Origin of the sequence: Kaistia soli DSM 19436, assembly GCF_900129325.1 — a bacterium.
GTDB lineage: Bacteria > Pseudomonadota > Alphaproteobacteria > Rhizobiales > Kaistiaceae > Kaistia > Kaistia soli.
On sequence record NZ_FQUP01000011.1, the window covers coordinates 1 to 12139 of the forward strand.

At 60.3% G+C, this 12139-nt stretch carries 13 protein-coding genes and 1 pseudogene; 5 read left to right on the plus strand and 9 right to left on the minus strand.

Annotation, left to right across the window (positions count from 1 at the left end):
• From BUB39_RS24050 to BUB39_RS24060, 3 genes are all read left to right on the plus strand, one after another.
• On the plus strand, positions 1 to 526 hold a 526-nt coding region (locus tag BUB39_RS24050), incomplete at its 5' end, for a Crp/Fnr family transcriptional regulator (protein ID WP_073058607.1).
• 206 nt (positions 527 to 732) lie between these two features.
• Positions 733 to 1125: a hypothetical protein gene (locus tag BUB39_RS24055; protein WP_073058608.1), complete on the plus strand. Its 393-nt coding sequence runs from the start codon at positions 733 to 735 to the stop codon at positions 1123 to 1125.
• Positions 1126 to 1423: 298 nt separating this feature from the next.
• The gene (locus tag BUB39_RS24060) at positions 1424 to 1768 is read left to right on the plus strand and encodes a hypothetical protein (RefSeq protein WP_139251610.1); all 345 of its coding nucleotides are present in this window, start codon (positions 1424 to 1426) and stop codon (positions 1766 to 1768) included.
• A 197-nt stretch (positions 1769 to 1965) separates the two neighbouring features.
• On the opposite strand, the gene BUB39_RS24065 is transcribed toward BUB39_RS24060, so the two are convergent.
• The 3 genes from BUB39_RS24065 to BUB39_RS24075 all read right to left on the minus strand — a co-directional run bounded on the left by BUB39_RS24065 (position 1966) and on the right by BUB39_RS24075 (position 5105).
• Entirely contained in the window at positions 1966 to 3006 is a 1041-nt protein-coding gene (locus tag BUB39_RS24065) for an HAD family hydrolase (protein WP_084527940.1), read from the minus strand.
• A gap of 70 nt (positions 3007 to 3076) precedes the next feature.
• The gene (locus BUB39_RS24070; RefSeq protein ID WP_244540363.1) at positions 3077 to 4741 is read right to left on the minus strand and encodes an arylsulfatase; all 1665 of its coding nucleotides are present in this window, start codon (positions 4739 to 4741) and stop codon (positions 3077 to 3079) included.
• Positions 4742 to 4856: 115 nt separating this feature from the next.
• A complete protein-coding gene (locus BUB39_RS24075) occupies positions 4857 to 5105 on the minus strand; it encodes a hypothetical protein (protein WP_073058611.1) in 249 nt (82 codons plus the stop codon).
• Between the two features lie 216 nt (positions 5106 to 5321).
• Here BUB39_RS24075 and BUB39_RS24080 point away from each other — a divergent pair, with 216 nt between their 5' ends.
• Both BUB39_RS24080 and BUB39_RS25840 read left to right on the plus strand, forming a co-directional pair.
• Positions 5322 to 7163 (plus strand): tetratricopeptide repeat protein, encoded by a 1842-nt coding sequence (locus BUB39_RS24080; protein WP_073058612.1) that lies wholly within the window; start codon positions 5322 to 5324, stop codon positions 7161 to 7163.
• A 202-nt stretch (positions 7164 to 7365) separates the two neighbouring features.
• Positions 7366 to 7821: pseudogene (locus tag BUB39_RS25840) on the plus strand (transposase); the annotation flags it as partial.
• A gap of 250 nt (positions 7822 to 8071) precedes the next feature.
• Here BUB39_RS25840 and BUB39_RS24095 read toward each other — a convergent pair.
• The 6 genes from BUB39_RS24095 to BUB39_RS24120 form a co-directional block, all read right to left on the minus strand.
• Positions 8072 to 8632 (minus strand): hypothetical protein, encoded by a 561-nt coding sequence (locus tag BUB39_RS24095; protein WP_073058613.1) that lies wholly within the window; start codon positions 8630 to 8632, stop codon positions 8072 to 8074.
• A gap of 43 nt (positions 8633 to 8675) precedes the next feature.
• A complete protein-coding gene (locus BUB39_RS24100) occupies positions 8676 to 9221 on the minus strand; it encodes a M15 family metallopeptidase (RefSeq protein WP_073058614.1) in 546 nt (181 codons plus the stop codon).
• A 95-nt stretch (positions 9222 to 9316) separates the two neighbouring features.
• On the minus strand, positions 9317 to 10336 hold the full coding sequence (locus BUB39_RS24105) for a DUF3616 domain-containing protein (protein WP_073058615.1): 1020 nt from the start codon (positions 10334 to 10336) through the stop codon (positions 9317 to 9319).
• A 242-nt stretch (positions 10337 to 10578) separates the two neighbouring features.
• Entirely contained in the window at positions 10579 to 10944 is a 366-nt protein-coding gene (locus BUB39_RS24110) for a hypothetical protein (RefSeq protein ID WP_073058616.1), read from the minus strand.
• 15 nt (positions 10945 to 10959) lie between these two features.
• Positions 10960 to 11463: a hypothetical protein gene (locus BUB39_RS24115; protein WP_073058617.1), complete on the minus strand. Its 504-nt coding sequence runs from the start codon at positions 11461 to 11463 to the stop codon at positions 10960 to 10962.
• Positions 11464 to 11694: 231 nt separating this feature from the next.
• Entirely contained in the window at positions 11695 to 12123 is a 429-nt protein-coding gene (locus BUB39_RS24120) for a YybH family protein (protein ID WP_073058618.1), read from the minus strand.
• Between the last annotated feature and the right edge of the window lie 16 nt (positions 12124 to 12139).

Sequence of the window (12139 nt, forward strand, 5' to 3'; positions counted from 1 at the left end):
AACGCGGCAAGTCCTTGCATTCATGATGCCGGGTGACTCATGTGACCTGCATGTCGCCTTGCTGGCGGAGATGGATCACAGCATCCAGACAATCGGCCCGGCCCTGGTGGCCACGATCGAGCGCGCCGATATGGATGCGATCCTGGACAGTCACCATCAGGTGGCCAAGGCGATGTATGTGTCCCAGCTCGTCGACGAAGGCACGATGCGTGCCTGGATTACCAGCATGGGTCGTCGCACGAGCCTGGAGCGGGTGGCACATTTGATGTGCGAACTTTACCTCCGGGCGCGAAATATTGGTCTGATATCCGAACCGACGCTGACGATGCCCTTGTCCCAGTTGCTGATTGCGGACTCGCTGGGCATGACGCCGGTTCACCTCAACCGGATCCTGAAGGAGCTGCGGCTTACGGGTGCGATGTCTTTCCAGCGCGGCAGCCTGCATATCGAGAACCCCGTCAAACTGGTGCAGATCGCAGGTTTCGATGAGAATTACCTACACCGGCGACTGCGGCGGGCGACCTAAGCAGATGTCAAGAACGCGGGCCGCAACAACCCGGCTCGATATTGCCCTGGCAACCTGTCACGCTCCGTTAAGGCTGTATCGTCGCCATTGGGCCGCCGGACGGCGCAATTCAGTCTTGCACTTCTGCCCGTCCGACGCTCATCCGACGCTATCAGTACAGCGCCACGGCCAACGGGTGATAGGACCGGGCCACTAGATGAGGTGTTATGATGCGGTACGAAGATTGGACGGCCAAGCTCAACGAGCCCACGCCTCATAGTTACAAGATCCGCAACGGCCAGCAGATGCTGCTGCCCACCGCGAAGATGGTCGACGACTTCTTGCGATCGGTGCCAAAGGGCAAAGCTGTCGATGTCAAAATGATGAAGGCTCAACTCGCAGCGGCCAATGGCGCCGAAGTGACGTGCCCGGTGACGACTGGATATCACCTGCGCACGGTAGCCGAGGCAGCGTGGCTGCAGCACCTGAACGGCGCCAGCCTTGACGCGATTACTCCGTTCTGGCGCGTTCTGAATCTCAAGACGCCGACAACGAAGCGGTTGGCCTGCGGCATGGACTTTGTCGCCTCACAACGGATCGCTGAGGGCCTGGACGCGTAGCGCCCCATCCGGGCTGGTTCGCCCCGCGCACACCGCGATCTTGAGCAAATCGTCAGCCGGCGGCCGCTGAAGGGCCAAAGTAATCTCGGCCGGGGGAACGTTTGCCGTCAGCGCCTATTGTTGCTGTGAGCGCATTGATGAGCTGACGTCGATCGGCACCTGAGCGGCGCGATTATCCACATATGAGGGTGACATGCACGCAAACGAGCTGGCCGAACGATTCATGGCCAAGACCGCTGCCGCGACGGCCGAAAAGGACAGGCAGGTCCAGAAGGCCGTGACGAACGCGGACACGCGGATGGCCGACGTCGAACACTGCAAGACGGCCATGGAGCAGCATGTCATCCCGTTCCTGAAGGAGCTTCAGGCTGCGTTGCCGGACGGGCAGTTCTCACTCGCCCCGCAGATCAGCGCGCAGGACCACCGGTTTGTTGGGGTATCCTTCAAGCTGGGTGACGGACCGGCAACGTCGATTTCGACGGCATTCGGGAACGTCATTGTGGCGCAGGCCGGCGACAGCGGCTCGTCAAAAGGCGTCCAGTTCGTCTACGCACCGGACGAGGAGCCTTACATCTCGAACTCGGGTGACCTCACGCGAGAGAAGATCGCCAAGCTCGTGGAAATGGTCATGGACAACAGCTGATAGCACGATCTCGCGGGTAGACTTGCACGTCGCACCGCGCGCCACTACGATCCCGCTGTTCCGCCCAGTCTGTCCAGACCGCAGTCCCGCCAGAGGGTTCATGTGGTCGGCCACTCGAATCGAGGGTCGCCCCTCAAGACAATCAACCCAGTTGCGTTCCCGAGTACACGACTGGCACGGGTACGGATTTGCGATCGCTACTCGAACGAGAAGATCTTCTTCCAGTCTCTCTTCATGCTGATCACCGTCCAGCCTTCCTTTTTGGCCTCGTCGAACAGCTCTTGAGTGAACGCCCCAACCTTGGTGTCGGGGAGACCTGCGGCCGGGCCGTAAGCATATTCGCGGGTAGCGTCGTCATGCAGAACGAGCATCGCGAGGCGCGCGCCGTCGCCCGCGGCGGTGTATTCGAGCATCTGGCGGTCGCCGGTCGAGTTGCCGAAGGCGGCATGTGGGCGCCGGCCAATCATCAGATGGATGGCCTCCGGCTTGCCGGCATTGTTGTCATTGACCAGCAGCTTCGGGTCTTTGGTCAGCACCGGCTTGCCGTCCTTGCCATAGCTGAAGGTCACCGCGCCGGCGCTGCCGACGACCTGTTCAGGCGGAATACCGTAGGTCTTGTATGAATAGATGCGGACAAAGTCCTGGCCGCCGCCGGTGACGATATAGGTCTTGTAGCCGTTGGCGCGCAGATAGGAGAGCACCTCCTGCATCGGCTGGTAGGTCAGTTCCGTGTATGGACGCTGCCAGCGTTTGTCCTTGGCACTGTCGGTCCAGGCCTTAGCCTCCTTGGCGAACGTCTCGACCGACATGCCAGTCAGCGTCGCCGCGGCGAGCTTTTCGAGATCATGCAGCGACAGCTTGGCAATCGCCTCGCGGTCGCCGGAGAGCACAGTCCTGAACGGCTCGATCTTGGCAAGCTCCGGCTTTGCCTTCACCAGCGGGCCCACCCGGTCGAGGATATAGACGAGCTGACTATAGACAGGGTGTTCGACCCAGAGCGTGCCATCCTGGTCGAAGGTGGCGACACGGTCCTCGGCCGGCACGAAGTCGGGGCTCCCCACATCTGTGGTCTTCCTGACGAAGTCGACGATGGCGGCTTTGGCCGTGCCCTCGTTCCAGGAAGGCAAAGGATCGGGCTGCGCCTGCGCCGCCGTCACGAGCATAACCGCGAGAGCCGCGCCGGCGACCGCGCGCGCCACGACCCCACAGAATACCAGCCGGCCATAGGATAGTGTCATCTGGCCCTCTCCCGATTGATGGCGTGACGCGGGCGGCAGGGTTCGCCGCCCGCGCGGTCCTCAGGCGCCGCTAATCGGCGCCGACATGGTTCGACTTCATGTCCTGGACCTGCTGGATGACCTGGTCGAGATTGTAACTCGCCGCAGCCTGCATCGGCGGGAAGTCGACATAGCTCTCCAGTTCCCTCAGCCAAAGGGACTGGCCGATCGGCAGCATGTTCCAGTCATAGATATAGGCCGTCGACGGCGAGCCGATCGTGCCGCCCATACCAAGCAACGTCTTCTGCTGATCGCCGACTGATGTTTCAAACGGATCGCGCTTGATATTGACGACCTGGGTCCACGAATAGGGCTGTACGCCGTTGACGAAGCCGGCCGGCGAGTCAGACACCATGTTGAAGTACATTTTCCAGTTCTTGTAGCGGACGGCCGACGGCGTCTTGCCGGAATAGTAGAAGAAGGTATCCCGATCCGAATCCGGCTGCTTGCCCTCGAGGTAGTTGCGCTGGTCGATGCCGTCGAGCTTGGTCTTGACGATGCCGGGATAAGCCCCCTTCTCAATCTCTTGGTTGAGGCCGTCACCCTTCGGTCCACCGGCGATGTCGACAAAGGTCGGGACCCAGTCGAGCGAGGCGAACATATCGGTCATGACCGTGCCAGGCTTGATGTGTCCCGGCCAGCGGATGAGCATTGGCGCCCGCATGCCACCTTCCCAGGTCGTGAGCTTGCCGCCCTTGAACGGCGTGGTGCCGCCATCGGGGAAGGTGATCGTCTCGGCGCCGTTATCGGTCGTGAACACGACGATCGTGTTGTCGAGTTGGCCCATCGAGGAGAGCTTGTCGAGGACAGTGCCGATATTGTCGTCGAGTTGCTTCATGCCGGCTTCGTTGAGACCCCAGTCCTTCCCGCCGGGCTCGCCGATCATCGCCTCATATTTCGGCGGCAGCACCGTGGTGATGTGCATGCGGGCCGGGTTGTACCAGACGAAGAACGGCTTGCTGGTCTTCCTCGGGTCATTGCGGTCGAGGAAGTCCACGACTTTCGCGGAGATTTCCTCATCGACCGTTTCCGAACGTTCGAGCGTCAGTGGACCCTGGTCTTCGCAGGATTGCTTCGCCGAGGAGCCGTCGGCCGATTTGCACCACATCACTGGTCGCGGCGGGGTGAGGCAGGTCGTGGTCTTCGGGTCGACCGCGCCCGGAACCTCCGGAAGTCCCGGGATCGGCGTATTCATGCAGGGGGGCGCCACGGTCTGCTGCAATGGCGATTTGTTGATGTCGGGGAAGCTCACGCCCTGCATGGCGTCAAGATGATAGAGATAGCCCCAGAATTCCTGGAAGCCGTGCGCGGTCGGCAAAGCATCGGTGTGATCGCCGAGATGGTTCTTGCCGAACTCGCCGGTATTGTAGCCGAGATCGAGCAGGAACTTGGCGAGAGCTGGCGTGCCGGGCCTCAGATAAGACGGACTGCCCGGAAGCTGCGGCGGAATCATGCCGGTGCGGAGCGGATGCATGCCGGTGAAGAAGGCGTTCCGGCCGGCGGTGCAGCTCTGCTCCGCATAGTAGTCAGTAAAGAGCGCCCCCTCCTTGCCGATCCGATCGATATTCGGCGTTTCGCCGACCATCAGCCCGCGATGGTAGATACTCGGCTGCATGTAGCCGATGTCGTCGCCCATGATGAACAGGATATTGGGTTTTGAGATGGGCGCCTCCTGGGCATTCGCAGGTGCTGTCATTCCAAGTGCCGCGATCCCGATCGCCATCAAGCTGGATCTCATCCAGTCCCGACGCCTCGGTGATCCGGCTCTGACGGATATGCCGATCATCTCTAGTCTCTCCTCTTTCGATATCTCAACCGAGGGCTGAGAGAATTTCACTTTCGAGATCCGCGACCAGGGCACGGTATTCCTCGACTTTCCCTGCATCCGGATGATCGGGAGAGGCCCAATAGCGGGACGCTTCCACGGCTTCCTGATAGTCCTGGCAGACCTCGTGGAATGCGGGGTCGTGAGCGCAGCGCCGCCAGATCTCCAGTTCCCGGTCGTGAAACCTGGCGACGACGTCCGTCAGCCTTGCAGCCTGCCCGCTCCATTTCGGCATTTGAACCTGCCAGCCCCTGCCCCAGCGCGAGTAGGGTGCACGGCGGCGCGAGCCGCGGAAGCGACGAACATGTTCGTAACCTGAGCAGGGGACACGGCCTGCCTGAAGGGACGCCTGTATTCCGGGGGGGCCGCCGATCGGGGAAATGGTCGTTTCGGTCAAATCGGAATAAGCTGATAAGCGCCGGCCGAAGTCGGTATTGATGCGAGAACCGCGATGGAGTCGACTCTGGGGTCATCTGGTCCGGGCAACCGGCTCGATTCCGGCAGGCCTGATGCTGCGGTCATCCGCGCCCAGGTCGAACACATGCTGGCGAGCCCGGAACTCCATGGGAGCCAGCGTCGCCGTACATTCCTGCGATATCTTGTTGAGGAAACACTGGAAGGGCGCGGCGGAGGACTAAAGGGCTACACGATTGCCCTTGCTGTGTTCGGCCGCAACGAAGAATTCCAGTCCCAAACAGATCCTGTCGTGCGGCTGGAAGCCCGGCGGCTGCGGCGGGATCTCGATAGCTATTATATTGGCGCTGGCGGGCGCGATGCGATCCGCATCACTATTCCGAAGGGCGGCTACATCCCGCATTTCGAATGGCAGAACGTGACGCAACCAGTGCTTCCGGCTGCTTCGACTTTGGCGGCGCCGATCGTTGCCCCAGCTTCTGATCCCGCAGCCGACCTGGTTGATGCAGCTGGCCGCCCCAGCAAAGGACGGGAAGGCGCCAAGCTTGGCGCGGCGGAGTTGCTTTCACGCTGGCCGACACGCGCCGGCGTCGCATTCGCCCTGCTGGGCCTTGCAACCGCCGCGATCATTGCCTGGCAACGCGTTCCGCCGGCGCCCGATCCGGCAGCGAGCCGGACCATCCCCCTCGTCGTCCTTCCCTTGGCTTCGCTGAGCAACAATGAGGACGATCAATTCCTCGCAGCCGGCATGACCCAAGAGCTGATCACCGATTTGATGCGGTTCGAGGGTTTCCGCCTCTACTCCGTGGCGGCGAGCTTCCGGCAGGACGCCGACGCCGATCCCATCGACGTCGGCCGGAAACTCGGCGTCGCCTATCTGGTGAAGGGCAGCGTTCGCTCAGACGGTGCTACGACACGCATCAATGCACAACTGCTGGACGCGGGGACCGGCCGGGTGCTGTGGAGCGAGGTCTATGACAGGCAACGGACGCCAGGCGCTCTACTGAAGGTCCAGGACGAGCTGTCTGCCAGCGTGGCCGCTGAGCTCGGGCAGACTTATGGCATCGTGAACCGCAGCGCGTCCGCGCAGCTGGCGACCCCAGTTGCATCTTCCATGTCGGACTACGACTGCGTGCTGCGCGCCTATCAGTATCGTCGCACCTTCGACGAGAAGGTTCACGAACCGGTTCTTTCATGCCTTGAGCAGGTAACCCTCAATGATCCGGGCTACGCAACAGCTTGGGCGATGCTTGGCTGGATGCATCTCGACGCCGCTCGTTATGGGTTTGTAAGCGCTGCCGATGCCCCCCGTGAGATGGACCGGGCGTTCGCGATGGCATCGAAGGCCGTGGAGATCGCACCGGAAAGCATCGTCGCACTGCAGGCATTATCTGCCGTTCAGTACCATCTCGGTCAGTTTGATGAATCGGAGCGGACTCAGCGCCACGCCCTGGCGATCAACCCCAACGATCCCGATACAATCGCCCAGCTGGGATGGCGGCTAGCGTTGCGCGGCCGCTGGGAGGAGGCGTTGCCCTACGTCAACCGCGCGGTCGAGCGATCCATCAGCCCACCCGGGTGGTACTATGACATGATCACCATCCGGCAGCTTCTCGACGGCAAGTATCGCGAAATGCTGGCCTCGGCAGAGCGCTCCGCCACCGGCGATCCAACTGGAATGTCCTTCCTCGCTATTGCCCAGGCAGCGACCGGCGATCTGCCGGCGGCGCATCAATCACTCGCGCGAATGGCCGAGATGTCACCGGCGCTCGCCCGGGAACCGGAGCGAATCTATGGCAATTTCCGGCCGATACCCCCAATCCTGGATGCCGTGATGACCGGTCTTAGAAATGCCGGATGGACTGCGCCGACAAAATGACCAGGAGAGTTACGAGCGGGGCACCCCTCGACGAGGATATTCTCGAGCTTCCAATTCTCACTGTCGCCATAGCCCCTCTCTATCGACCACTTTGAAGATGAAGGCTGGGTCAGATGGCGGTCTGGTTCAGTATGTTCCTCTGATCTGATGCCCTGATGCTCCTCCAGATTTGCGTAGAGTCCGTCGATCCCGGAGATGGACGATGCGAGCCTCACGGTTCACGGAAGAGCAGATCATCGGCATGCTGAAAGAGCAGGAGGCGGGGGCCAAGACCGCTGACGTGTGCCGCAAGCACGGCATCTCTTCGGCGACCTTCTATAAATTCAAGGCAAAGTATGGCGGGATGGACGTGTCGGATGCCCGCCGTCTGAAGGCGCTTGAGGATGAGAACGCCCGCCTGAAAAGCTGCTCGCCGAGCAGATGCTGGACAACGCTATCCTGAAGGATGTCGCCTCAAAAAATGGTGACGCTCGATCTGAGGCGTAAAGCCGTGGCCCATGCCTGTGCCGAGCATGGGGTGAGCCAGCGTCGGGCGTGCAAGGCATTGAGCGTCGATCGCACCAGTATGCGCTATCTAAGCGTCCGTCCTGACGATGCCGCCCTGCGCGACGTCATGAAAGCCGTGCCTGGCGCTGGTCGTCGACACCTCGCTCTCCGGCTTCGAGTGACGCGCGAGATGGACGAGATCATGGCTGTTCGGGGCAAGCCTTCCGGGCCGGTCCAGGATTGCCTCACCCGGTCCTAGCGCCGTCGGCGCGCCTTGCGCCGACCTTCAGATCCGGATTTCGGCCGCCCCGAATTCGATGATTGCAGCCTCCGGCAAACACCGAACGGTTCAGCGTGAGCGATACGGCATCTTGAGGTCGCAAACAGTTTAGCCGGCTTGGACCGGCGTCGCACCGACACGGTCACGATGCCAGCATCTGCCTGAATTCGCCCGCGGCATCTCGGCTGAGCCATGGATTCACATGTTTTCCTTTAATCGGTCCATGGTGATTTACCGTGAACCGAAGCAGCCTTGCAGTATATTCGAAGGCAAAGTCATGGTTTGCCTTCATGACCGCCCTGAACGTGTCACAATCCGATCTTGCAGCCACGGTTTGGAGCAAATGCCTTAGGCTCGGATCGATATCCATGGAATTGCCTGAACATTGAAATATGCCGGCCTCTTCGGTACACGGCTGGTTGGACGATGGGTTGGTCGTGTCGCGGCCGGCGTTCCAATCCCAGGAACTCTCGAAACCAGCGAGAACTCGCAGCACCTCCAGCATAGTTGCCTTGCGATCCAGCGTGTCGGTCCATGGCCCCAGTTCGTCACGCACGCTCGAATAGACATCGTGCCTGTCGTTGCGCAGGAATATCTCCTCCGGAGCGCCAGCGCCCCAACTGACCAGCTCTTCGAGAAACGATACAGGCGGCTTTCCCCGATTTAGGACTTTGGCACGACAGTGGTTGAAAACTGTGCTCATGAATTTCCCCTTCGAAGGACCAAAGATGCGGCCCAAACATTCGCTAAGGGTTCCTCGGGTACAGGCGGACCATTTCGTCGTTGATTTCTGCCCACGTGAACTTGTTGAGCGGGCTGACGGGGCCCTTTGCTTGAACATGCGGCCAGTCCTTGATGGACCTCCAGCGTCCGCCGGCCGTAAGGTCTAGTTGCTCGGCCTGATCAGCGTAGAGACGATAGCCGTTGATGCCATTCACCGTCCTCGACGTGCTCCATTCTGCAACTCCGCCGACGAGCCAGAAGCAATCGAGCGCAAGACCCCACTGATGCCAACTTGCGCCAGGAAGTGCGTTCGTAACCGGATCTCCGTGCTGCGCACCTACTTCATCGAGGATCTCGGCAATATAGTTCGCTCCGCTGTTGTTCAGCCTGGCAATCGCCGCAGTGATCTCCTCCTTCGAGCGCGACTGCCGCCAATACCGGGCCTGCTGCCACGGATCCCTCACGCCCTCGTTGGGACGCATCTCGGCACCGTGTTGACTGCAGGTCTCCAGCAGTGTCTTGCACAGAGCACCAAACCCGGGATTAAGTAAGCTCAATTCAGCTGCCATCTTTTTCCCCCTTACTTCGCTTTGACGACTACTGATATAATTGTGGCACCTGTTGCGATGTAATTCTGACTACACATATATGAATTCGAGTCGCTTTACTCAGACCAATCGAGCCGGTAACTCTTGGGCGCTCCATTCTCAGGGCCGTCAGACAAGACTAGAACATCGAGATGACCATCCGCGACTCCGAGCGGTAGGACCGCCTCCGGCTTGTCCGGGCTGTCGTTTCCATGGATCGAAAGCGGAAGCTGAAGGAGCTCGCTTGCTTGGTCAGACCCCGGGCTCCAGCGGAACAATCGATAAGCTCCTTCAGCCATATGGTCTTTCTTCTCGTTGCCGACCGGTCCCGCCAAAATCAGGACGTCGTCACCAACCGTGGCGAGGTCGCGCACACCCTTTCCGATGCCGAGCGAAATCTTGTGGACCTCCGTGCCCGCCGGGAGCGGTGCTCCTTTAAAGAGAGTCGACAGCGGCAGCGACAGGATCGCGGCCTTGCTCTTGTCGACGCCGAGAACCGGGCCGCGGAAACCGATATAGGCCGTATCGCCGGAGACCGTCACGCCTTCGATGGTCAAACCATTGTCGGCAAGTTCGTGGTCGGCGAAAAGCTTGAGATCAGGATCGGCGAGAATTATCGAACGCAGGCTCGCCGCATCGCTGATCTGCCAGCTGTCGCCTTCGGGGACGATTCGGAAGAAGTGACTATCGGCCTTCAAACGGGCGGCGCTTTCTGGGTCCGGCGCGCCGGTTCGAGGTGCTCCAAACGACCCGATCACGTAAAATGCGCCATCGGCGAAGGCCGCGCCTTCGCCGTCCAGTTCGACCGCCTTGCCGTCAAAGTGATCGGAGATCAACGGCAGCAACGCCCCCGCGACGATCGCGCCACCTTTCAGAGTCACCCACTGTGCGAATTGAGTCTCGTCGTCGATCAGAAGGCACAGACGCGCGTCGTCTTCTTCCGGCTCACAGGCAATACCGCTCAGGTCCTCCGCCGGCTTGTCCTTCTTGCCGTGCAGAAACCCTGTCACGGTCCATGACTGCGCGTGAGCAACAACGGGAACCAATATCGCGCCGGCGAGCAGGAGCGCCACGGCGGAAAGCGGCATGATCCTCATTTGCGTAGACCTCCAGGCTCAGGCCAGTTGATGACTCGAAGCTTAGGGGCCGGCCTCCCCACAGACCGCACAGAAATCAGCAGACGACAGAGATCCCGAGATCTCACCTATGTCTTACTTCGAGCAACGAAAGAGTTGCTGTGAGCGCCGAACCTTCTTCGGAATATTCCCCCGCAGTCTTGCGCAAAGCAGAAGGGCAATTCGCCCGCTTCTTTCGAGATGTCCCGTCCAAGTCCAGGAATTCAGCGAGTTCCAAGTGCCGGCATCGGTAGCCCGCCAATCCCAACCGTACCGAGCGCAGCGTTCACGGCGCCCCAAACCACGTCGGTGATCGCATTCCAAGCGCGCTGCAGCGTGATCATCGTGCGTTCGGCCACGGCCCGTGCGAAATTCCGCGCCATGGTTTTCAGCTGGTCGTCGAAGAATCGCAACATCTCAGCATCGAGTTGTCCGGTGATCCCGCCTTCCGCGATTAGTGCAGCCTGAGCCGCAAGGCGCCTGGATTGATTGCGTGCGAATGTGGAGATTGCCTGAAAGCCGGTCGTGATCTCTCCGCGGAGGGCGTCCACGATGTCACCAGCCAATTGGTCGATGTTGATAGTCGCCATGGACAGCGTCCCTCCTCAGCGTTGCAGCGCGGTCTCAACAACCAGAACCTGCTCCACCGAAGTCTCGTGAGCATTCTTGAAGGCCGCGACTTCCAGCGCGTTGATGCCGTTTTGCCGGTTCTCCTGCTTCATCCTCTGAAGGTTGTCGACAATGGCCTGAAGGGCGCCCGGAGAGGAGTTTGCACAGCCATCCGGATCATCACTGCATACTTCGGAGAGCCTCCCGGACAACCGACGCCCAAGGTCCGGCACATCACGCGCCGCCGCACGCAGGCGCAAGGCGTCGAACTTGCCGATGATCTCGTCGTAGGTGGACGCGAGCTTGGGATAGCGCGCGGCGCTCGCGCCTCCCGATACCTCGCTGAAGAGGATGAGCGCCTGCTCGTTGGCAGCGTTCACGCCACTGACGATCCCGGCATCATAGGCAGGCGTGAGCGCAACCGTGCATCCGGCGAGCGTCAAGATGACGCCAACCAACAGGGCGCGGAAGAACAGCTGTCGATTTGATACTTGCGCCATATATTTGCTCACCCGAATTATAAAATAAGAGCGAGAAAGGCAACTAAGGCACGACTATCGATTACCACACCTCTACCATACTTTCAATCATTCGGAGCGACGTCCGCAACCCGCTGCTCAAAGCGATCGATGATCGCCCACCACGAGAGAAGCGATCAGCAGTCGATTCAATTGGCAGTGTATTCGCATACGGCGAAACCGACCCGCCGTGTGACCTCAGCACTCCATGAATTAAGGAAGGAGGTCAGTTACTGCGCGTCCACTGCCATCCATTGCCAATGGAAAGCTTGAATGCTCGTGGACGATTTTCCAAATGCCGGCGTTGCGCTTCAACACGATGGTTCGCCGGCTCCAAGAGTCGACCTTTGTGCCATCGGTCTTGATGCCAGTCATTCGCGACAGCCCAAATGCGACGGCAAGATCGCCCTCGATAATGAACTGAGGATCAACTAGGTGGACTTTAACACCATCGCTCCAAGTCGCGAACCAGGCTTCTAGCGCTTCAATGTTCCGTGCCTGCTCGCCGCGATAGACGAGCGGTGGAGGAAGATCGAACATAACGACATCACTGCTCATCGCATTGACGTTAGCGCCAGCATCCCCTCGGGCAGTTGCGTCTTCCTGGTCCCGAATGACGGATAGCACATCTCCTTCAGACATGTTCATGCTCCATGGA

Coding starts and splice junctions, on each gene's coding strand:
- BUB39_RS24055 (WP_073058608.1), top strand. CDS start 733: ATGATGCGGTACGAAGATTGGACGGCCAAGCTCAACGAGCCCACGCCT.
- BUB39_RS24060 (WP_139251610.1), top strand. CDS start 1,424: ATGGCCGACGTCGAACACTGCAAGACGGCCATGGAGCAGCATGTCATC.
- BUB39_RS24065 (WP_084527940.1), bottom strand. CDS start 3,006: ATGACACTATCCTATGGCCGGCTGGTATTCTGTGGGGTCGTGGCGCGC.
- BUB39_RS24070 (WP_244540363.1), bottom strand. CDS start 4,741: ATGACAGCACCTGCGAATGCCCAGGAGGCGCCCATCTCAAAACCCAAT.
- BUB39_RS24075 (WP_073058611.1), bottom strand. CDS start 5,105: ATGCCGAAATGGAGCGGGCAGGCTGCAAGGCTGACGGACGTCGTCGCC.
- BUB39_RS24080 (WP_073058612.1), top strand. CDS start 5,322: ATGGAGTCGACTCTGGGGTCATCTGGTCCGGGCAACCGGCTCGATTCC.
- BUB39_RS24095 (WP_073058613.1), bottom strand. CDS start 8,632: ATGAGCACAGTTTTCAACCACTGTCGTGCCAAAGTCCTAAATCGGGGA.
- BUB39_RS24100 (WP_073058614.1), bottom strand. CDS start 9,221: ATGGCAGCTGAATTGAGCTTACTTAATCCCGGGTTTGGTGCTCTGTGC.
- BUB39_RS24105 (WP_073058615.1), bottom strand. CDS start 10,336: ATGAGGATCATGCCGCTTTCCGCCGTGGCGCTCCTGCTCGCCGGCGCG.
- BUB39_RS24110 (WP_073058616.1), bottom strand. CDS start 10,944: ATGGCGACTATCAACATCGACCAATTGGCTGGTGACATCGTGGACGCC.
- BUB39_RS24115 (WP_073058617.1), bottom strand. CDS start 11,463: ATGGCGCAAGTATCAAATCGACAGCTGTTCTTCCGCGCCCTGTTGGTT.
- BUB39_RS24120 (WP_073058618.1), bottom strand. CDS start 12,123: ATGTCTGAAGGAGATGTGCTATCCGTCATTCGGGACCAGGAAGACGCA.